Source organism: Afipia sp. 1NLS2 (assembly GCF_000178995.1).
In the GTDB taxonomy this organism is placed as follows: domain Bacteria; phylum Pseudomonadota; class Alphaproteobacteria; order Rhizobiales; family Xanthobacteraceae; genus Afipia.
The window spans coordinates 652,669-672,787 of the sequence record NZ_ADVZ01000001.1 but is presented as its reverse complement, the minus strand read 5'-3'; the positions used below and the strand labels follow the sequence as shown (position 1 = coordinate 672,787).

The 20,119-nt window shown below is 58.9% G+C and carries 15 protein-coding genes and 1 pseudogene; 7 read left to right on the top strand and 9 right to left on the bottom strand.

All coding sequences use genetic code 11. The features are described from left to right. Positions 1-201: 201 nt before the first annotated feature. The gene (locus AFIDRAFT_RS03220) at positions 202-549 is read left to right on the top strand and encodes a hypothetical protein (protein ID WP_156186797.1); all 348 of its coding nucleotides are present in this window, start codon (positions 202-204) and stop codon (positions 547-549) included. A gap of 154 nt (positions 550-703) precedes the next feature. Here AFIDRAFT_RS03220 and AFIDRAFT_RS03215 read toward each other — a convergent pair whose 3' ends face one another. Both AFIDRAFT_RS03215 and AFIDRAFT_RS03210 read right to left on the bottom strand, forming a co-directional pair. Continuing rightward, the gene (locus tag AFIDRAFT_RS03215; protein WP_009337647.1) at positions 704-1,090 is read right to left on the bottom strand and encodes a hypothetical protein; all 387 of its coding nucleotides are present in this window, start codon (positions 1,088-1,090) and stop codon (positions 704-706) included. A 92-nt stretch (positions 1,091-1,182) separates the two neighbouring features. After that, a complete protein-coding gene (locus AFIDRAFT_RS03210) occupies positions 1,183-2,949 on the bottom strand; it encodes a PHA/PHB synthase family protein (protein ID WP_009337646.1) in 1,767 nt (588 codons plus the stop codon). Positions 2,950-3,138: 189 nt separating this feature from the next. Here AFIDRAFT_RS03210 and AFIDRAFT_RS03205 point away from each other — a divergent pair, with 189 nt between their 5' ends. Further along, on the top strand, positions 3,139-3,972 hold the full coding sequence (locus AFIDRAFT_RS03205) for a universal stress protein (protein WP_009337645.1): 834 nt from the start codon (positions 3,139-3,141) through the stop codon (positions 3,970-3,972). A 609-nt stretch (positions 3,973-4,581) separates the two neighbouring features. On the opposite strand, the pseudogene AFIDRAFT_RS03200 reads toward AFIDRAFT_RS03205, so the two are convergent. From AFIDRAFT_RS03200 to AFIDRAFT_RS03175, 6 genes and pseudogenes are all read right to left on the bottom strand, one after another. Beyond that, positions 4,582-6,382, bottom strand: a pseudogene (locus AFIDRAFT_RS03200) (HAD-IC family P-type ATPase); the annotation flags it as partial. A gap of 91 nt (positions 6,383-6,473) precedes the next feature. Then, a complete protein-coding gene (locus AFIDRAFT_RS03195; protein WP_009337642.1) occupies positions 6,474-7,601 on the bottom strand; it encodes an ABC transporter permease in 1,128 nt (375 codons plus the stop codon). A 6-nt stretch (positions 7,602-7,607) separates the two neighbouring features. Next, on the bottom strand, positions 7,608-10,379 hold the full coding sequence (gene rbbA, locus AFIDRAFT_RS03190; RefSeq protein ID WP_009337641.1) for a ribosome-associated ATPase/putative transporter RbbA: 2,772 nt from the start codon (positions 10,377-10,379) through the stop codon (positions 7,608-7,610). Then, positions 10,376-11,479 carry an HlyD family secretion protein gene (locus AFIDRAFT_RS03185; protein WP_156786830.1) on the bottom strand — a complete coding sequence of 368 codons (1,104 nt, stop codon included), beginning with the start codon at positions 11,477-11,479 and terminating at the stop codon, positions 10,376-10,378. Before AFIDRAFT_RS03185 ends, rbbA begins: the two co-directional genes overlap by 4 nt. Positions 11,480-11,851: 372 nt before the next feature. Beyond that, on the bottom strand, positions 11,852-13,969 hold the full coding sequence (locus AFIDRAFT_RS03180) for a methyl-accepting chemotaxis protein (RefSeq protein WP_009337639.1): 2,118 nt from the start codon (positions 13,967-13,969) through the stop codon (positions 11,852-11,854). 59 nt (positions 13,970-14,028) lie between these two features. Beyond that, a complete protein-coding gene (locus AFIDRAFT_RS03175; protein WP_009337638.1) occupies positions 14,029-15,201 on the bottom strand; it encodes an ABC transporter substrate-binding protein in 1,173 nt (390 codons plus the stop codon). Positions 15,202-15,515: 314 nt separating this feature from the next. Here AFIDRAFT_RS03175 and AFIDRAFT_RS03170 point away from each other — a divergent pair, with 314 nt between their 5' ends. The 5 genes from AFIDRAFT_RS03170 (at position 15,516) to AFIDRAFT_RS03150 (ending at position 18,742) form a co-directional block, all read left to right on the top strand. Continuing rightward, complete coding sequence (locus AFIDRAFT_RS03170; protein ID WP_009337637.1) at positions 15,516-16,139, top strand: LemA family protein; 624 nt, start codon at positions 15,516-15,518, stop codon at positions 16,137-16,139. Positions 16,140-16,163: 24 nt separating this feature from the next. After that, positions 16,164-17,024: a TPM domain-containing protein gene (locus tag AFIDRAFT_RS03165; protein ID WP_009337636.1), complete on the top strand. Its 861-nt coding sequence runs from the start codon at positions 16,164-16,166 to the stop codon at positions 17,022-17,024. An 11-nt stretch (positions 17,025-17,035) separates the two neighbouring features. After that, the gene (locus AFIDRAFT_RS03160; protein ID WP_009337635.1) at positions 17,036-17,539 is read left to right on the top strand and encodes a TPM domain-containing protein; all 504 of its coding nucleotides are present in this window, start codon (positions 17,036-17,038) and stop codon (positions 17,537-17,539) included. A 112-nt stretch (positions 17,540-17,651) separates the two neighbouring features. Beyond that, complete coding sequence (locus AFIDRAFT_RS03155; RefSeq protein ID WP_009337634.1) at positions 17,652-18,275, top strand: hypothetical protein; 624 nt, start codon at positions 17,652-17,654, stop codon at positions 18,273-18,275. An 80-nt stretch (positions 18,276-18,355) separates the two neighbouring features. Then, positions 18,356-18,742 (top strand): hypothetical protein, encoded by a 387-nt coding sequence (locus tag AFIDRAFT_RS03150; RefSeq protein WP_009337633.1) that lies wholly within the window; start codon positions 18,356-18,358, stop codon positions 18,740-18,742. An 83-nt stretch (positions 18,743-18,825) separates the two neighbouring features. Here AFIDRAFT_RS03150 and AFIDRAFT_RS03145 read toward each other — a convergent pair whose 3' ends face one another. Next, entirely contained in the window at positions 18,826-20,106 is a 1,281-nt protein-coding gene (locus AFIDRAFT_RS03145) for a glycerate kinase type-2 family protein (RefSeq protein WP_009337632.1), read from the bottom strand. Between the last annotated feature and the right edge of the window lie 13 nt (positions 20,107-20,119).

Here is a 20,119-nt window from a genome sequence, read left to right as displayed (position 1 = left end):
TCGTTTCGTTTGATCTAGCTCATGTGGTTCCCCCAGCCAGTGCGCATTCTGGAATAGATGGGATCTCTAAGTACGGGGAGGATCATGAATGACAAGCTCATGGGCGGGATTGGGATTGTGGTCGCTCAGAGGTCTCGAAAGGATACGCCGTAAGGATTTCACGAGGGAGTATTCAATCGTGCGAACGGAAGGTCCGATATCTTGACCGATCATGTTTCGGCAACGCTTTGTGATCTTGCCGCAGGTAGCTGGGATTGCGGCTTGAGGATGCTCACTGAAGCTACAAAGAGCGAAGACTTGGTGCGCGACCTATTCGCGTCGAAGTCGGCGTCGGATGTTTTCGTAGCGTGGTGCAATTATTCTGCTGGGCAGGTCGCTAAAGGACTCGATCAGGCGCGAATCGTCCAGGATCTCTATTGGAATGCCGGCGTAGCCCTGGGACGAGCTGGCGGCATATTACCTCCGCTGACTGCAGGCGTGAGCACTGGTGGCAAATGCGACGCAACCTCCCCTGAACAGGAGGTAATGTTGCTTCATGTTATCGAGTAAGATGGACAGCCAGCGTGGTGCGGGGCGCTCTCGGCCACCTTGCGGCCAAAGGATCGGCCGGTAAAGGCGGCAGATATCACCTCTGCATCCGCTCAGCGCCAATAACTTGTAGGTGCAACTGTGCCAATCAGGAAGCGTTTTCCTGAAGCTCGATTTACGCGGCTCTCGGCCAAATAAAGGGGAGGGCTTCCTCGTTGGTCTGCTGTCCGGCCTGAGCCGACGCCATTGATGAAACCGCAGTATGAACGAGTTGTTGGTATGCGATCTGGTCGTCGAGAATGCGCGATGCTGCTCCTGCGGCCCATTCCTGATAGCACGCGATCATCTCGGCGGCGTTTTTTGACTCGCAAGCACGCAGGGAGGCCTCGAGCGCGGCTCGTGTGCCGACATGGCGCCGATCGAACCAGCCGGCCGAAAATCTCTGCATGCTATCGAGGACCTTCGACTGGCTTTCCCAGAACTTGCTGGCAAAGTCTCTCGTCGATCCGTTGTGGAAGTTCCAGATGGCGAACAATTCCATAGGAGTTTTTGCACTGCACATGACGCAAGTCTCCGGTTGAGGTTTTTAGCGTAGTGAATTGAACGCGCCCTGTCTTGAGGCGGATCAATGCCGTTAGTCCAGACACCGAGTTCCTAATGCTCGCGGACGTAGGAGCCGGGTGCATCTTCCAAAGCCGGATATCCCATTTCCGGAGCACCTAATGGTGGAGGTGAAAGCGCGGCGCCTGAATGATCTTTGAGCCAGTCAACCCATGCCGGCCACCATGAGCCGTCCTGTTTCGCCGCCCGTATCGCCCATTCATCCGGCGATAGATAATCGCTTTTTGACGGACGGTTCATCATACGAAAATGGCGGCCAGGATGACCCGGTTCGCTGACGATTCCTGCGTTATGCCCGCCAGACGTCAGAACGAAGGTGATATCGCCGCTATTCAGAAGATGAATTTTGTAGACCGAGCGCCAGGGTGCAACGTGGTCGGTCTCCGTGCTGACGCTGAAGATCGGCGCATGAATGTCCTGCAGCGCGATGCTCTCGCCGCCCGCAATGTAGCGGCCTTCTGCCAGATCGTTATGAAGAAACATCTGATGGAGATATTCCGAATGCATCCTATAGGGCATGCGTGTTGCGTCCGCATTCCACGCCATCAGATCGCTTGGTTGCTCCCGCTCACCTAGCAGATAGGATTTGACGACCCGTGACCAGATCAGGCCATTCGATCTGAGGAGCTGGAATGCCCCTGCCATCTGTGTGCTGTCGAGATAGCCTTGACGCCACATCACATCGTCGAGCAGCGCCAATCCACTCTCGTCCGTGAAAAGCTGGAGCTCGCCAGGTTCGCTGAAATCGGTTTGTGCGGCGAGCAGCGTCACCGTGGCTAACTGGTCGTTGCGATCCCGCGCCATCGTGGCTGCCGCGATGGCGAGAATCGTGCCTCCCAGACAATAGCCGCAGGCGTGCACTTTGGCATTTCCGCAAATCGCCTGGATGACATCGAGCGCCACCATGACGCCGTGGCGACGGTAGTCGTCGAACGAGACGTCGCGCATTCCGGCATTCGGATTCCGCCAGGATATGCAGAACACAGTGAAGCCTTGTGAAACGAGGTAGCGGATCAGCGAGTTCTCGGGGGAAAGATCGAGAATATAATATTTCATGATCCATGCGGGCACGATCAGCACCGGCTCCGGATGGACGGTCACGGTGGCCGGTTCGTATTGAATCAGTTCGATCAACTCGTTTCGGAATACAACCTTGCCGGGGGTGATCGCCACATTCTCGCCGACAACGAAATGACCCGCGCCCTGCTTTCCGCCGGTTGCGGCGCCGACGAGGTCCTCGGCGCAATTGTAGAATCCCTTCACGAAGTTGAAGCCGCCTTGTCGAACTGTCGCTCTTAGAACCTCTGGATTAAGCCACGCGTAATTGGAGGGCGAATACATGTCGAGGATCTGCCGCGCGGCAAAGGAGATGACATCGCCGTGCGATTTCGCGACGCCGGCGGGTCCCGTGGTTGCCTCGCGCCACCACTCCTCGATGAGCAGAAAACTCTGCGAGATCACATTGAACGGATAATCATCCCATGCCGGGTCATTGAAGCGCCAGTCCTGGGGTAAGGGGTGGATCCATTTTTCCGACTTGGTGAGCTGTTCGAACAATTCGAAAGCGCGGCAGGCCAGTTGAATCTGGCGCCCAGGCGAGTTCGCGAGATGCCATGCAAAATCCAGATAGGCAAGCGCGAGAGAGATTGTGGAGAGGGAGCCTGTCAATCGCGCTTCGGCAGCGTGAACAACACGATCGATCGAAAGCGGCTGTGATGCCGGAGTCGCCTCAACCGGAGCAGTCGGAATTTTGATCGCGCTCGTCAATGGAACAGCTTTCGAGGCAAAAGGATCAGCCATTATTCTTCCCGTCATATTATTTATTTTAGGTCGTACGCCGTCCCATCCGGTTGATATCGATCAAGCCCCGTTAAGTGACGCGGGAAACCTTGCTGATTGCGGGAGCCTCTTGACCTCGGTCAATATCGTATCTGCGACATATGAGAGCGTCTTGGATCACGTATATCTTTTCCTCCCGGAGAGAGAACCATGATTAAGGACATCATCTTGAATCTTGAGACGGAAAAGTCGCGGGACAGTGTCTGCGGCTATGCCATTTCAGTTGCGGAAGCCTTTGACGCTCATCTGGCGGGGGTGGCCTTCGCGGGTAGGGGTGTCGTTCCCAGTTATTTCATGCCAGGCGTTCCACCTTATGTTCTCGATGACGTGCTGAGAGATTCAAATCAGCAAGCAGCTGCTGCCTTGGAGCGCTTTGAGGCTGCAGCCAAACGCAGCGCCCTTTCGGTCGAATGTAGACTCGATACCGAAAACGGCTTCTCGCCAGCCCAGAGTTTCTCAACGATGGCGCGTCGTTTCGATCTGAGCATCATCATGCAATCCGACGACACCAATGGTCCAGCGAATGATCTGCTGATTGAAGCGGCGCTATTCGACTCGGGGCGTCCAATGATCGTTGTCCCTTATATTCAAAAGGGAGGGCTGAAAGTAGAACGGATTGTCTGTTGCTGGGATGGAAGCAGTGCTGCGGCGCGTGCCATCAACGACTCGCTGCCAATCCTGAGGAGGGCGGCATTGGTTGAATTGTTCATCGTCACGAACGAAAAGACCAAGGGCGGCAACGAATTTCGCGGTGCCGATATGGCCAATCATCTCGCCCGGCACGATGTCAAAGTGGAGATGACGGCGCTGCCCGGTGCGGACAGCGACGTCGCAAACGTCATTCTCTCGCATGTTGCCGACTGCGGCGGAGACATGCTTGTAATGGGTGGCTACGGGCATTCGCGATTGCATGAGTTCATCTTGGGTGGTGCTACGCGCGGAATCCTGGCGACGATGACTGTCCCCGTATTCATTTCGCATTAGCGCGAATGGAATTGAGAACGGCGAGAGAGTTGAGTCGCGCGTTTGCATTTCGATTAAGATGGCTGTGCTTTATCAATCTATCGTGAGATGATGCAGAAGGACTGTTTTCACGCCGTCGAGCGTGAATGCGAAGATGGCAGCAACTCCGAACAATCCGGCGATGATCGGAACAGGCAAGGGCGCCATCAACGTTCCGGTCACGGCAAGCGATGGCACCAGCGTAAGATCGATCATTGAACAGGCGGCGACGATCTTGCTCGGCCGCGATGACCAGAGGTGGCGCCGCTCTCTGACCACATAGTAAATGGCCTGACCACTCACGACCAGATTGACGAGCGTCAATGTCTGCATCGTCTCAATTGGAAGATGCAGCTTCGCATGTCCGATCCACAGGATAAGGACGCAGAAGAGCAAATCGAATGCTCCCATCATGATTCCCATCAGTGTCAGATCGCCGATCTTCCATATATTCGGTCTAGGCGAAGGAATGACGTTGTCCGTGGTCGATGACATCGCCAGAAAGTCGCCGGTGATCATCGAAATCACCACGAGCATCGGTGTGAGAATGGCGTGGCCTGTCATGAAAAGTCCGATTCCGAGATACGGCACCTGCCGGACCTTGTGCAGGATCGAACGCAACGTGTAGGTGAGAATGCGCTGGAACGCGATGCGCCCTTGGGTGACGGCGTTGACGATTCCGGACAATCCCGGTTCTGTCAGGACAATCCCGGCAGCCGATTTGGCAACGTCGGTCGAGGTGGATACAGCGATGCCAAACTGCGCTTGCCGCAATGCTGGCGCATCATTCGCGCCGTCGCCGCACATTCCGACGATATGGCCAGCCGATTGAAATGCTTTAACGAGTGTGAACTTGTCTTCCGGGAGACAGCCAGCAAAAACTGCGAAGTCTTCTGGCTCGATCCGATCCGGTATCGTTCTTCCAGCGAAGACTTTTCCTTCGAGTCCGACGGCCCGTGCAACTGTTGCAGCGGTTTCGGGTGCGTCGCCTGTCACCATCACGACATGGATGCCCCATCTGCTGCAGAGTTCTGACGCACTCCCGAGCGTCAGGTCGCGGCGGGTCGCTCAGCGCCAGCAGCCCCGCAAGACGCATGTTTCCGGGAGGCCCTTCGGCGACGCCAAGGACTCGCAGACCTTGGTTTTCCAACTTGGAGGCTTCGCTAGTGGCGAGCGGTGTGCAACGGCTGGCTTTTGCCACGTAGGAAAAGGCGCCCTTGATGATCGTCCTTTGCGATCCCGACGAGTCCAGCACCATGGCTTGCGCCATCTTGGTGTTGGGGTCGAACGGAGTGAATCGCTCGAGCCTCAAACCGGCCGGCGCTGGGCGGGCAGACCCGCGCACGGCGGCATCGATGGGGTCCAATCCGCCGTCGGAGCTGGCGAGCCGCGCCAATCCGAGAACGCTGTTTTCGTCGTATCCGTCGAACGGCACAACCTTTGCGATCGCAAGCTCGTTCTGAGTCAGAGTACCGGTCTTGTCGACACACAACACGTTCATGGTGGCTGCTTCATCGACGGCGGAAAGCCGTGTCGGCAGTACGCCCGTTTTCGCAAGTTTCTGGGCACTGTTCGCCGCAGCAAGCGTGAAGGTAGCGGGCAGGGCGACCGGCACAGAAGCCAGCACTGCAATTAAACCCAGCGGCAAGATCTCCTCGACCGAGAGTTTGAGGAAAATCGAATATCCGATCAGGGCAACCGCAAATATGCCATTGGTTATTGCGAGATAAAGGACGACCCGAAAGATGGCCTGCTGTTGGGAACTCGCATTGTGAGCCGTGCGCACGAGTTCGGCGGTTTTTCCGAATTTTGTGGCATGACCAGTCGCAGTGACCTCGGCGACGGCTTCGCCACGGCGGATCAGGGCGCCAGCGTAAGTATCATGGCCGGGCCCTGCTTCGACGGGAAGGGATTCTCCGGTAAGCATCGATTGATCGAGCAGTACGGAGCCGGATTTCAAGCGGACATCGGCTGCAACGACGCTTCCCAGGGAAAGTTTGATGATATCTCCGGGTACGAGCTTCTCTGCAGACAGGATCGTCCATGCTCCGTCGCGAAGTGCCGTCGTTTTTAGGGCCAGGCGTTTTCTCAGGGCTTCCAGCGTCGCTCGGGCGCGGCTCTCCTGAAAGAAGCCGAGCGTTGCGTTGAAGATCAGCAATACGGCGATCAGGGAGGCTTCGATGTACTCGCCGAGAATGATCTGAAGGACGATCGCGCCTTCCAACAGGCAGGGAATGGGCGCAAGAAACTTGGCCCACAACAGGCGCCAAGTGCTCTCCTCGACATCAATCGCGGAGTTGGGCCCAAAGGTCTGGAGGCGGCGGTTTGCCTCTTGTGTCGACAGGCCAATATCCTTTTGGGGAGAGCTGATTACCGCCGGATTGCCTGCCATAGCGCCATCATTTGCTGGTATCGATCAATCGGCCTTTCTAGCAGCCGCCTGCATTGGCTTTTTGCTATAGGTCAAACAACAGATTGCGGAGCTAAGACGACGCGGAACCGATGGCAGATCGGAAGCGCATGAGCACCAGCCATACAAACAGAACGCCGATGCCGCTGATTGCCAGGAACTCCGGCCAGACGATGTCGAATCCTGCACCCCGATAGAGAATCGCCTGAGCAAGAGCAACGAAATGCGTCGAGGGAGATGCCTGCATCATGGTCGCAAGCCAAGGCGGCATGCTTTCCAGCGGGGTAGCGCTGCCTGAGAGAATATTCATCGGCGTCGCCACAAGCATGAAGAGCAGGCCAAGCTGCGGCATGGACCGGGCCACGGTGCCGAGAAACAGGCCGAGCGCTGTAGCGAAGAACAGATACAGGATGGTGCCGAACAAAAATAACGGAATGGAACCGGCAATCGGAATCTGGAGAAGCAGCCGAATCACGAGATAGATCGCAAGCGCAACGGCGACAGCAATCACAAGTCCGTTCGCCCAAATCTTCGACATCGCGATTTCGAAAGGGGTGATGGGCATGACCATGAGGTGGTCCATGGTGCCGTGTTCACGCTCCCTGACAAGGGCTGCGCCGGCGAGGATAATCGCCAATATGTTGACGCTGCCGATGATGCTCATCACGCCGGTGAACCAGGAGGTCGTTACGTTGGGGTTGAAGGCAATCCTGATTGCCAGATTGACAGGTGATAGCGGCGTGCCTTCGCGGCGTGACAAAAATTGTGCGATCTCGGTACTGATGATCTGCTGAGCATACCCGGAGCCAAGGCCCGCCTGGACCATGGCGGTAGCGTCGACATTGATTTGAAGCGCCGGTTGACGGCCCGCAAGAACGTCCCGCTGAAAGTTCGGTGGAATATCGATGATGAAGGTATACCGGCCCGCATTCATCAGGGGTTCGATGTCGGCTTCATCGATCAGGACCGGTGGTTTGAAATACGGCATGAGAAACGCGTGCGTAATCCGTCGCGATAACTCGGAATGGTCTTCATCTACCACGCCTATCGATGCGTGATACAGCTCTTGCGAACTGCTTTGTGCCTGACTGATGACGGCCAGTGAAAATGAATAGATTACGAAGGCAAGTAAGACCCAGTCGCTGAAGAAGCTCCTCAATTCTTTGGTGCCGAGCCAGAATATGTTGGAGAGACTGCGCATCGGTTTTCATCGTTCTTGTTTCGGAAGCAGCCAGAGGCTGAGCACCGTCAGCGCCGGAATGAACAGTATCAAAAGCAGGATGCTGGAGGTGAGATCGGAAAACCCCAGTCCCTTGGTAAAGGTCCCGACGCTGATCGGTCGATAGTAGGTCATAGGGAAAATCAAGCCGATCAGTTGTGCCGTCCCCGACAGAGAAGATACCGGCGTCATCATGCCGGAGAATTGCTGGGCTGGAAGGATTGTCAGGATTGCCGTTCCGAACAGCGCTGCTATTTGGCTGCTGCAAAATGTCGAGATCAACATTCCATAGCCGGTGGTAGTGAAGACATAGATGATCGTGCCAATAAGCAGGGCCAGGAAGCTGCCTTTCAGGGGTACACGGAAAAGCAACACGGCTATTGCGAACATGACTGTAAAGTTAATCATCGCGACCGCGACGTAAGGCAGCTGCTTGCCGACCAGAAACTCCAGCCGGGTCACCGGCGTGACATAGAGATTGGTAATGGAGCCGAGCTCTTTCTCGCGCACCACGGCAAGGGCCATCAGGATCGCCGGAAATAGCGCCAGCATCATCGCAATGGTCGACGGCACCATTGCATAGATGCTGTCGAAATCCTGATTGTACTTGAATCTTACTTCGATGTCGGCGGGGAGCGGATTCGATGGTTGCGTCGTCTTGATAGCCGGATCGCTCAGATAAAGTTGGTGCATACCCTGGAGATAGCCACGGATGGTTTCTGCCCGGAAAGGCATGGCTCCGTCGATCCACGCGGAGACCCAGGCCGGTCGGCTCCGCTTGATGTCTGATCCGAAATTCGGCGGAATTTCGATGCTGACATCGATGCTTCCGTTCTTCAAACGCCGGTCGAGGTCTGCATAGTCCTTCAGCGGGGCCTTCTCAACGAAGTAGCTCGATCCCCTGACTTCTTCGAGATAAGCACGGCTTTCGGGAGTCTGATCGCGATCGAGAACGGCAAATGTCAGGTTGTTGACGTCGGTGGATATCCCAAGGCCGAAAACGACCATCAGCAGAGTGGTGCCAAACAACGCGAACATGAGTCGGATGGGATCGCGGAGGAGTTCGAGGCTCTCTCGAATGGTGCAGGCGACCAATCTCTGAAAGCTCTGAAAAATGGCAGGACGGTCTCGGTAATTTGTTCCGTCTGACGCAACGCTGGTAGTTCGTGATGCGTCGGATGTGATTGTCGGGATGCCGAGAGATTTCGTCTGCTCGCTTGGCTCTTCTTGCTCGAGAAAGCTGATGAAGGCATCTTCAAGATTGTTGCCGTTCTTGGCCCGGATCAAGTCGACAGGCGTGTCGGTGGCGAGCACCCGCCCTTCGTGCATCAGCGATACTCGATCACAACGCTCGGCCTCGTTCATGAAGTGCGTCGATACGAGGATGGTAATGCCTTCGTTTTTCGACAGGTGAATCAGCAAGTTCCAGAACTGATCGCGGGCCACCGGATCAACGCCGGAGGTCGGCTCATCCAATATGAGAAGATCTGGCTTGTGAACGATGGCAACGGCAAGTGAAAGCCTTTGTCTGATCCCAAGCGGTAGTGCGGAGGCAAGGCTGTCAAGGTAACCGGTGAGATTGCATTTATCGATCAGCTCGGCAATCCGCTCTTCCGCAAACTTCTCCGGAAGGTGGAAGAGCTTGGCGTGCAAAGTGAGATTTTGCCGAACCGTCAACTCGCTATAAAGCGAAAAGGATTGCGACATGTAACCGACGCGGCGACGAGACTCGATGGTATCGGCTGCCAGCGGCTTTCCAAAGACAAGAGCTTCGCCTTCGGTGGGCGGCAGAAGTCCCGTCAGCATCTTCATGGTGGTTGTTTTGCCGGATCCGTTCGAGCCGACAAAGCCGAAGATTTCACCTTGTCGGATCGTGAAGTTGACTCCATCGACGGCGGTGAAATTGCCGAAGCGGCATGTCAAATTCTTTGCAACAATGACTGGCTCTGTCGGAGCGAGGAGCGGCTGAGCATTCTCCGCACTCTGCTTTTCAGCGCGAGTCGGCTCCCGCCGCGGCAGCAATGTGACGAAGGCGTCCTCGACCGATCCTGTATGCGTCTGCTGTTTCAGGTCGGACGGCGTGCCTGCAGCGAGGCTTCGTCCTTCGTTCATGGCAATCAACCAGTCGAAATGTTCCGCCTCTTCCATGTAGGCGGTTGCAACGACCACGCTCATTTCCGGCCGACGTGCATGCAGCCTGCCGATGAGATCCCAGAACTGCCGGCGCGACAGCGGATCGACACCGGTGGTGGGTTCGTCGAGGATCAGAAGATCAGGATCGTGAATGAGCGAGCAGCACAGGCCGAGCTTCTGCCGCATTCCCCCTGAAAGTTTGCTGGCGGGCCGATCGACGAAAGGCCTCAGTCCGGTGCTTTCCAGAAGCTCTTTGATTCTCCATTCGCGTTCCCGATGGGACTGGCCAAACAACCTGGCAAAGAACTCGATGTTTTCACGAACGCTGAGATCAGGATACAGGTTCTTTCCGAGTCCCTGCGGCATGTATGCGATTTTGGGGCAGATCTGAGTACGTGCCGAGGAGTTTGAGATATCGACGCCGAGGATCGTGACGCAGCCCTGCTGGATTTTGCGCGCGCCAGCCATGATCGCGAGTAGCGACGATTTTCCGACGCCGTCGGGGCCGATCAGTCCAGTGAGCCGGCTCATGGGAATGTCGACCGATATGTCGTCCAAAGCGGTCACGGAGCCGTAGTTGTGAGAGAGACCCCGAACGACCGCCACTGGACCATTACAGCCACTCATGGAGCGCTCTTAAGTTTTGCGGGCCAACCGACTGAATAGTCCCAGCGCACATAGGCCACGCCTGGCAGGCCGCTTCTGATGGAATCGCTGTGTGCAAGCAAACGGTCCTGATCAATCCGCACCCGGATTCGAAACATCAGCTTATCGCGCTCGCTTTTTGTCTCCACTGTCTTCGGTGTGAACTGGGATAGATTCGCGACGAACGAGACTTTCGCGGGAATTGGATGATCGGGATAGGCGTCAAGAACGATACGGGCATCGTCGCCGACCTTGACCTTGCCCGCTTCCGCGGTGGGTAGATAGATGTCCATGTAGACATATGAGAAGTCGAGCATGGTGAAGACCTTGCCCCCAGCGGGAAGGACTTCGCCAATATTGGCAAGCCGGTATTGGATTCTCCCTCTCTTGGGCGCGATGAGGGCATTGTCACCGATCTGGACTCTATAGAAGGCGGCATCGTGCTCTGCTGCGCTGAGCGCATGCTCTGTCTGAAGAACCCTGGCCTTCGCGGCAGTCAGGCCGGCATTGGCGGCGTCAAGCTGTTGTTGCCGTTGGTCCATCAATTCTTTTGTTGCCCAGCCACTCTTCAACAAGGTGCGGGTTCGCTTGATCTCCTGTTCGGAGAGCCTCTGCTGAGTCTGTTGCTGGACAAGATTTGCTTGCGCTTCGTCGATCGCCTTCTGCGCTTGGCGCGCCGTGGCTTCGGATTTCGAAAGGGACTGCTGGATATCCTGGGTATCCATTTTGGCCACGACCTGTCCGGGAGACACCAGATCGCCAATGTCCGCTCCCAACTCAGCGATTCTGCCTGCGTATTTTGTGGCGATATCAATTTCGTCTGCTTCGATGCGGCCGTTTCCGTAACTGATCCCAATCGGGAGAGATGGGTGCAATCGCTCCCACCAGTAGTATCCTGCTCCGCCAGATAGGGCACCGAGCAGCAGCAAGGCTGCTGGCATCCATCGATGCCTGACTGTTCGGTTGTCTCGTGATTGAGGCACGGGAAGGTGCTCACTGCCGGGGAAAACGATCCCGTTCTCAGATGAGGTTTTGTACGTTTGCGTTTCTTGTGAGGGGGAGTTTTCTTGACCCGTGACCATGCTTCAGCTCCGCACCGAAACTCAGTCGCACTTTCTTATCTGCAGTGCTTGATCTGGCTCAAGTGAAGAAGGAACTGGGGCACTTCCTGGTCCGATTTCTGCAAGCTACGAGCCACAAAACACAAACTGTTTTATGCTCCTGTAGGCGTTCCGTTGCTGGAGAACCAGGCGACGTCTTGGAAAAAGAAGAGGGGCGGGATGGGGCTGCCATTGACGGGATAGTGATAGAAGTGCTGCACAGGGCTGGAACGCATCCTTTCGGGCGCGCCATTCAAATCAGCAGGTCAAAGCCAGCTTGTAGCTTGTGTGGCGATAGCGGGTTTCGCTATCGCCAGTCTGCGCCATTCACATCGTCTCGCAGGCTTCCGCCCGTTAGGCGGCGCGTACGGTCTCCAGGAAACGATCGACTTCCAGCTTGAGGCGATTGCTTTCGCCGGACAGGGATTGCGCCGACGAAAGCACCTGCGAGGATGCCGAACTCGTTTCATTGGCGCCCTTGTTCACTTCGCTGATGTTGCCGGCAACTTCGCTGGTTGACTTGGCCGCGCCCTGAACGCTGCGGACAATCTCCTGGATGGCGCTGCCCTGCTGTCCGACCGAATCGGCGATCACCGAAGCGATTTCCGAAATGCGGCCGATGGTGGCGCTGATCTGCTTGATCGCGCCGACCGATTCCTGCGTCGCCACCTGCATGCCTGCGATCTGGGAGCTGATCTCGTTGGTCGCCTTGCTGGTCTGGGTCGCCAGCGACTTGACCTCCTGCGCGACGACGGCAAACCCCTTGCCGGATTCGCCGGCGCGCGCCGCCTCGATGGTCGCATTCAGCGCCAGCAGGTTGGTCTGCTCCGCGATGGAGGTGATGAGATTGATGACATCGCCGATCCGCGTCGCCGCCTTGGACAATTCGTTGATGCGGCCGTCGGTCATTTCAGCCTGATGCACCGCGTCGGAGGCGATGCGGTTGGACTCCTGCACCTGGCGATTGATCTCGGCGATCGAAGCGGTCATCTCCTCGGTGGCGGCGGCGACAGAATCGACATTCCGGGATGCGTCGCCCGACGCGGTTTCTACCATCGCGGACAGTTGCTGAGTCTCCGCTGCGGTTGAGGTCAGTGTCCTCGCCGACGCCTCGAGCTCGGTGGAAGCGGACGACACCGTTTGCACGATTTCGCCGACCGCGGCATGGAATTCGTCGGCGAGTTGCGACATCTCGCTCCGGCGCTGGGCCGAGGCGCGCTTCTCGCCTTCGATCCGCTCGGCACGCAAGCGGTTGGATTCCGCCATGTTGTCCTTGAACACCTGAAGCGCTTCGCCCATCGCGGCGATTTCATCCGACCCCTTGGTGGCCACGTCCACCGCGAGGTCTCCGGCGGCAATCGCCTTCATGTTCGTCTGCAATCCGACGAGGCGACGCACCACGCCACGGCCGACATAGAACCAGCCGATCAGCAGCGCCGCGAGCAGGCTCGCAAGGGCGATCGTGATCAACACGACCCGGCCCCGGCCGATTTCGGCCTGGGAAGCCTGCACCGCGCCTGCGGCGGCGACTTCGCTCCGCTGGCCGAGCCCGGCCACTTCCTTTGCAAATTCGGTTGCGAGCACGCGGTTCTGAGCCACCACGTCCACGCCGGCCTTGGTGGCCGCGATTTCCTTCTGCTTCAGATCGAAGATATTGTTCGAGCCGCGACCGATAGCGACCAACTGGCCGACAAGCTTGGTCGTTTCCGGGTTTTTGAGGATCGCCGCCGCCTTGTTGATGTGATTGGCGGCTGCATTGAAGCGATCCTTCACCGGCGGCAGCAGGTCGGCGGATGTGAGATCGGCGGCCTCGACGAGGACACCGAGCATCAGGTTGGATTCGGCACGCAGCGCCAGCACCGCCTGAAGTTCGCCGAGTTCATTATCGGCCAGCCCCATCAGGGTTGTATGTACGGTGGCAGGGTCGGGCTCGTCAGCGGCCTTTTCCAGCGCCATCGTGAGCGCGAAGCCAACATCGTCCGCAATCGGGATCAGTTTTTCAGCAAGCTTCTGGTGTGTCTTGCGCAATTCGCCGATCAGGGCATGACGGGCTTCGGCGATCGACTGGCGCTCGGTGACGGATTTCTCCAGCCGTGTCAGGTTTTCGAGAATGCGCCCGGCGGTGCCGTTGAGCTTGGCGGCATCATCCGCGCTCAACAGGCCGATACTGTGTTTCATTTCTTCGCGCGCAGCCGCAAGCGCCTTGAGGGCATCGCTGCGCTCGGCGTTGTTCGCTGCGGCAAGCAGGCTGGGGGCGGCCGCGCCGACATCGCCTGCAGCCTTGATGACGCTGGAGGATCGCGTCAATTCGGGGAGGCTCTGCTCGGCGATCACGCCGAGAGAATTGCCGAGGCTGACATAGGAGAATATCGCGTTCAGGCTTGCGATCACGGTCAATGCCGCGACCAATCCGAACGCCATGAACAGGCGGCCCCGCAAACCAAAATGCAATTTCGACAGTACGGCCTTCATCGTATCCCCCGAAGCTCGTGCCTTATCCATTGTTGCCGTCTTCACTGAAGCCTTCGCCGTTACATTCCGGCTTTTTGCAAGCGGTTGACCGCCTGCAGGCTGCCGTCGGCCTGAATCACCGTCAGGAAGACCTGATCGGAGCCGCGATTGCTTGTGGTGCTGTAGGATAGCTTCATGCCGCCGACATCGATCGGGCTGGCTTTCTGGACCGCCTCGATCAATCCCTTGCGCGTCGGCGCACCATCGATCTTCTCAAGCCCGGCGATCAATGTACGGCCGACCAGATAACCTTCCAGCGATACGAAGCCCGGTTTGGCATCCGGCGCCACGGACTTGAGGGCTGCCTGATAGTGGCCAACCACCGGAATCTTATTGTCCAGCGGGAATGGCACGACCTGCGTCACGACCACGCCCGCGCCATTCGAGCCAAGCTCCTTGGCGAGAGCGTCGGAGCCGACGAAGGAGACGTTGACGAAGGTCGGGTCGAACTTGATCTCGCGCGCCAGCTTGATGAATGCCGCCGCCGGCTTGTAGGAGCTGATCATCACCACGGCTTCGGGCTTGGCCTTCCGCACCGCAAGCAGCGCGGTCTTGATCGCGACGGTGTTGCGTTCGTACGTCCCCTCACCGGTGAGCTTCATGCCGCGCTTTTCCAGCGCGCGCTGCAGCCCGGCGAGGCCCGCCTGCCCATAGCCGTCATCCTGATACATGATGCCGATGCGGGTGTAGCCGAGATCCTTGGTGAGATGCTCGACCATCGCCTCGGTCTCCTGGTAGTAGGAGGCGCGGACGTTCATCACCAATGGCTTATAAGGCTCGCGGAGAAATTCGACGCCGGAGAATGCGCCGATCATCGGGACACCGGCATTGGTCGCGATCGGCAGGATCGCGGCGGCGGTCGGCGTGCCGACCGTGCCGATAATCGCGAAGACCTTGTCTTCTTCCAGCAGCTTCTTGACGACCCCGATCGAGCGCGTCGGCTCATAGCCATCGTCGACGCTCTTGAGTTCGAGCTTGCGGCCCTTGATGCCGCCGGCCTTGTTGGCCTCGGCGAATGCCGCTTCGAGGCCCAGCTTCATGCCCTGCCCCAGGGCTGCCGCCGGGCCGGTCAACGCTGCCGCCTGACCAAGCACGATCTTGTCCGCCGAGACGCCATCCTCGGCGTGGGCAGCGGGCAGGGCGGCCATAAAGCCAGCCAGCGCAATCGAAGCCATTCTGAACGACGGGCGCATGGAAATATCCTTAGATTTCAATCGTGATGGTTGATCCGGCAAGGTCGACGAAAACTGTCCGACGTCCCGCCATCGCGAAGACTCAGTCCCGATTGCATACAATCCAGCAAAAGCATCTATTTTGAATTAATCGTCAGGGCCGATGGCACCGATGTATTTTCTTGATCTATGCCTTGACGCTATGCTGCCCCCATTCAGGTTTGCGCCTCGCCAGTGCGATGCTGGCGGCTGGCGCACGATGCAGTCTTCGTGATGATATAAGATGCGACCATCACCGCACGCGGATGTGCGCGTTCAATGACAGGAGATTTTTCATGCGCAGGTTGCTGACGGTTCTCGCCGCGCTCGCGACACTTAGTCTGACCAATTGCGGATACAATGCGATCCAGCAAAACGACGAGCAGGTGAAGTCCGCCTGGTCGGAGGTGGTGAACCAGTATCAGCGCCGCGCGGACCTCGTGCCCAACCTCGTCAATTCGGTGAAGGGTTTTGCGCAGCAGGAAAAGGATGTGCTGCTCGGCGTCACCAATGCGCGCGCCAAGGTCGGCAGCGTGCAGGCGGGTCCCGATGTCGTCAACGATCCGGCGGCGTTGCAGAAATTCCAGGCAGCGCAGGGTGAACTGTCGAGCGCGCTGTCGCGCCTGCTGGTCGTCACCGAAAACTATCCGCAGCTCAAGTCCGACCAGTTGTTTCGCGACCTGATGGCTCAACTGGAAGGCACCGAGAACCGCATCACGGTCGCGCGCAACCGCTACATCAAGGCGGTGCAGGACTATAACGTCAACATCCGCACCTTCCCGAATAACCTCACCGCGATGGTGTTCGGCTACAAGACCAAGGCGAACTTCACCGTCGATAATGAGAAAGATATATCGACTGCGCCGAAGGTCGATTTCAATGCACCCGCACCCGCACCCGCTCCGGCGCCTGCCAAGTAGCGGGGTGGCCGGCGAGGCGCATCGATGAAGATCGCGAGGCAGCTCGTTCTTGCGTTCCTGCTGTGCTGGGCGGCGGTCGCCGTGGCGGATGTCGCGGTGCCGCAGCTCACCGCGCGCGTCACCGACCAGACCGGGACGCTGAGCGCCGCCGACATCTCGAATCTCGACCAGAAACTGGCCGCGTTCGAGGCTCGCAAGGGCAGTCAGATCGCGGTGCTGATCGTGCCGACCACGCAGCCCGAAGACATCGCGCAATATTCCATCCGCGTCGTCGAGCAGTGGAAGCTGGGGCGCAAGGGTGTCGATGACGGCGTGTTGCTGCTGGTCGCCAAGGATGATCGCCGCCTACGCATCGAGGTTGGTTATGGCTTCGAAGGAGCGCTGCCCGACGTCACCGCCAATCGCATCATCAACGAGATCATCACGCCGAAATTCAGGCAGGGTGATTTCGCCGGTGGCATCGATGCCGGGGTTGATCGGATCATCAAGGTGATCGATGGCGAGCCGCTGCCCGCGCCTGCTCCGCGCAACAATGCCAGCCAGGGCAGTTGGGAGGAGATCGGCCAGGCTTTTCCGGTCCTTCTGATTCTCACCATCGTGATCGGCGGGATTCTGCGTCAGGCCTTTGGCCGGTTTCCGGGCTCGTTGCTGACGGGTGGCGGCGTCGCCATCGTGGCCTGGTGGTTCGTCGGGTTCTGGGCGGTCTCGCTGATCGTCGGCATAATCGCGTTCTTCTTCACATTGATCGGCGATGCCATTCCCTTCTCCGGCGGTGGCGGCGGTTATGGCCGTGGCGGATCGAGCTGGGGTGGCGGATCGGGCGGTGGCGGCTTTAGCGGAGGCGGCGGCAGTTTCGGTGGCGGCGGCGCATCGGGAAACTGGTAGCGGGAACGGCGATGGCGTTGAACATCAGGCGATTGAGCAAGCATCTTCTCAGCAATCGCGCGCGCGTGCGCAAGGCGTTCTCGCCACAGGGATTGAAGCGCATTGAGGGTGCGATCAAGGCCAGCGAAGCGCGCCATACCGGCCAGATACGTTTCGTCGTCGAAGGCGCGCTCGACGGGCGACCGCTGCTGGCCGGACAATCGGCGCGGGAGCGCGCGCTCGACCTGTTTGCGCACCTGCGCATCTGGGACACCGAAAATAATTCCGGCGTGCTAATCTATCTGCTGCTGGCGGATCGCGATGTCGAGATTGTCGCCGATCGCGGCATCGACGCGAAGGTTGGCGCGGAGCGTTGGCGCGAGGTTTGCGCGATCATGGAGAGTGCGTTCCGGCAGGGCCATTTCGAACAAGGCGTGTTGTCCGGGATCGAGCGGATCACGGCTGAGCTCGCGGCGCATTTTCCGGCGTATGATACGCATCGCAATGAATTGCCGGACCCGCCAGTGGTTCTTTGATGCATCAGTGCAGGGGAAATTTCCACACGCGGCGATAAGATTGTCGCGGTGGCTTGGCGTCTCGCTTTTGCTCGATTAGTTTTCGGAGCGTTGGTTGGTGTCGAGGGTCGTCATGTCACGCAGTTCATCATTTCGGGGCGCGCTTCTGGCGATGCTTGCAATGTCGCCGGTTCCAGGCTTTGCGATGGAACTGACCCCGCCGCAGGCCGATCTTTATTCCTCGGTGTCGATCAATCCGCCGTCCATGAGCGAGATGACGGTGTGCTACGGCTTCGTCTGCCGCCGCCGCATGACCCTGGTGTTCTCCGACGCGGATCGCAGGACGCTGACGCAGATCCTGTCGGCAGGGAAGGCAAATGCGGCTGCCGAACGTGGGGCGCTCCAGAAGGCCGTCATCTGGTTCGACCGCCGCGTGGGACCGGTGATCGGCACCAGCAAGCGGGTCGCCAAGGCCGATATCCGCGCCGGATCGGACGCCACCAATTTTGATTGTTTCGACACCACCCGCGATACCACCAGCCTGTTGCTGGTACTCCAGGAGTGGGGCCTTCTGAAATTCCATACCGTCGGCAATCCGCGCTATCGGGGCAATCCGTTCGCGCTGCAGACGCCGCACAACACGGCGGTCGTGGTCGACAAGGCGACCGGCGTTGAATGGGTGGTCGATCTGTGGCCGAAGAAATACGCCGAGGCTCCCGACGTCATGCCGGTCGAGCGCTGGCTGAAGGAAGACTGAGCGTCGTCCGACGCCGTGGTTTCTTATGGTTAACCTTCCGTTAGCGAATTGCATCGCATCTTTTACGGAAGGAGAGAGCAATGTCTTCCAGCCGTAATTCCTTGGACAATGATTCCTGCCCCGTCGGGGACGAACTGCTCGGTAGCCTCTATCGCGCGAGCGAACACGGCCTGACCCAGTTGGTCGAGACGGTGTCGGGCGATGTGCGGGCGATGCTGGCGCTGTTCTGCTACCGCCGGGCCCATCTGCATTCGATGAGCCTTGCGATCGCGGCGACATGCAGCGAGCAGGATTTGAAAGAGCAGGGCGGCACCGTCGGTGCGACCTTGTTTGCGATGTCGCGCGAGGCGCCGTCGGGACAGGTTGCTTCCGCTTCAAGCAGCCGCCGTGCCATCACGCTGTCGACCAAGCCGCTTCGGGCCATCCCCGAAATGGCCGACGACGATATCGAGCCGCTCAGCGCCTGATCGATATCAGGCCGCTCGATCCTGGCGCAGGACGCGCCGGGACTGCGCTTGCCGGGAGAGGCAAGCGCTAATCGGTCGACGCCTTAATCGACCAGAATGATCCGGATGTCGTTGACATTGGTGAGCGTCGGCCCGGTCAGCACGAGATCGCCGGTCTTCTCGAAAAACGTCGTGGCGTCGTTATTGTCGAGATAGGCGATCGGGTCGAGCTTCAGCTCCCGCATTTTCGCAAATGTCGTCTCGTCGGCCATCGCACCGGCAGGATCGGTCGGCGAGCCGCCCCCGCCATCGGCGCCGTCGGTATCGGCGGCGAGAATGGAAATACCCTTGGTGTCGGCCAGTGCCGCGGTTGCGGCCAGAACGTATTCCTGGTTCGGGCCGCCGCGCCCGTTGCCGCGCACGATCACGGTCAGTTCGCCGCCCGACATGATGGCGATGCGCTTGCCCTTGGCGCGGGCATCCAGAGCGAGCTTGGCGTGCTCGGCGGCAACCTTGCGGGCCTCGCCTTCGAGGTCTGCGCCAAGGTCGAGGATTTCATATCCGGCCTGGGCGGCGACCCGCAGCGCGGCGTCAAGTGAATCGCGTGGTCTGGCGACGATGTCGAAGCGCGCGCGCTCGAAGGCCTTGTCGCCGGGCTTGACGCTTTCGTTGCGCGGATCGGCCAGCGCCGCGCGCACCGCGTCGTCCACTTGCAGTTTGTATCGCTCGACGATGGCGCGTGCGTCCTCCAGCGTGGAAGGATCGGGGACGGTCGGGCCGGATGCGATCACCGCCGGGTCGTCATGCGGCACGTCCGAGATGGCGAGCGTCACCAGTTGGGCGGGGTAGGCAGCGCGGGCGAGCCGTCCGCCCTTGATGCGCGACAGATGCTTGCGCACCGTGTTCATTTCGGAGATCGGTGCGCCGGAGCGCAGCAGGCTTTTGTTGACCTGCTGCTTTTGCGCGTAAGGGATGCCTTCGACGGGCGCGATCCAGTTGGCAGAGCCGCCACCCGAGATCAGGGCCAGCACGAGATCGTCCGGACCGGCTTCCGCAGCGAGCGCCAGGGCTTTCTCGGCGCCGCGCACGCTGGCCTCGTCGGGGACGGGATGGCCTGCTTCGATGACTTCGATCCGGCGGGTCGGCACGGCATGGCCGTGCCGGGTGGTCGCGACGCCCGAGATTCGGTCCGCACTCAGACCGGCATCGTCCATGTAATGACGCTCGGCGGCGGCAGCCATCGCGGCTGCGGCCTTGCCGGCAGCAAGGATGAAAACCCGTCCCGGCGGCGGGCCGGGCAGGTGCCGGCGCAGCATCTTATCGGGGTGGGCCGCGCTCACGGCAGCGTCGAAAATGGCGCGAAGCAGGGTACGTTTGTCGGTCATTAGGTACCTTATG

Bases quoted from the DNA above. Each gene is read 5' to 3' on its own strand.
- AFIDRAFT_RS03210 (WP_009337646.1), bottom strand. From the start codon at position 2,949: ATGGCTGATCCTTTTGCCTCGAAAGCTGTTCCATTGACGAGCGCGATC.
- AFIDRAFT_RS03185 (WP_156786830.1), bottom strand. From the start codon at position 11,479: ATGGTCACGGGTCAAGAAAACTCCCCCTCACAAGAAACGCAAACGTAC.
- AFIDRAFT_RS03170 (WP_009337637.1), top strand. From the start codon at position 15,516: ATGCGCAGGTTGCTGACGGTTCTCGCCGCGCTCGCGACACTTAGTCTG.
- AFIDRAFT_RS03180 (WP_009337639.1), bottom strand. From the start codon at position 13,969: ATGAAGGCCGTACTGTCGAAATTGCATTTTGGTTTGCGGGGCCGCCTG.
- AFIDRAFT_RS03150 (WP_009337633.1), top strand. From the start codon at position 18,356: ATGTCTTCCAGCCGTAATTCCTTGGACAATGATTCCTGCCCCGTCGGG.
- AFIDRAFT_RS03195 (WP_009337642.1), bottom strand. From the start codon at position 7,601: ATGCGCAGTCTCTCCAACATATTCTGGCTCGGCACCAAAGAATTGAGG.
- AFIDRAFT_RS03175 (WP_009337638.1), bottom strand. From the start codon at position 15,201: ATGCGCCCGTCGTTCAGAATGGCTTCGATTGCGCTGGCTGGCTTTATG.
- AFIDRAFT_RS03215 (WP_009337647.1), bottom strand. From the start codon at position 1,090: ATGTGCAGTGCAAAAACTCCTATGGAATTGTTCGCCATCTGGAACTTC.
- AFIDRAFT_RS03205 (WP_009337645.1), top strand. From the start codon at position 3,139: ATGATTAAGGACATCATCTTGAATCTTGAGACGGAAAAGTCGCGGGAC.
- AFIDRAFT_RS03145 (WP_009337632.1), bottom strand. From the start codon at position 20,106: ATGACCGACAAACGTACCCTGCTTCGCGCCATTTTCGACGCTGCCGTG.
- rbbA (WP_009337641.1), bottom strand. From the start codon at position 10,379: ATGAGTGGCTGTAATGGTCCAGTGGCGGTCGTTCGGGGTCTCTCTCAC.
- AFIDRAFT_RS03155 (WP_009337634.1), top strand. From the start codon at position 17,652: ATGTCACGCAGTTCATCATTTCGGGGCGCGCTTCTGGCGATGCTTGCA.
- AFIDRAFT_RS03165 (WP_009337636.1), top strand. From the start codon at position 16,164: ATGAAGATCGCGAGGCAGCTCGTTCTTGCGTTCCTGCTGTGCTGGGCG.
- AFIDRAFT_RS03160 (WP_009337635.1), top strand. From the start codon at position 17,036: ATGGCGTTGAACATCAGGCGATTGAGCAAGCATCTTCTCAGCAATCGC.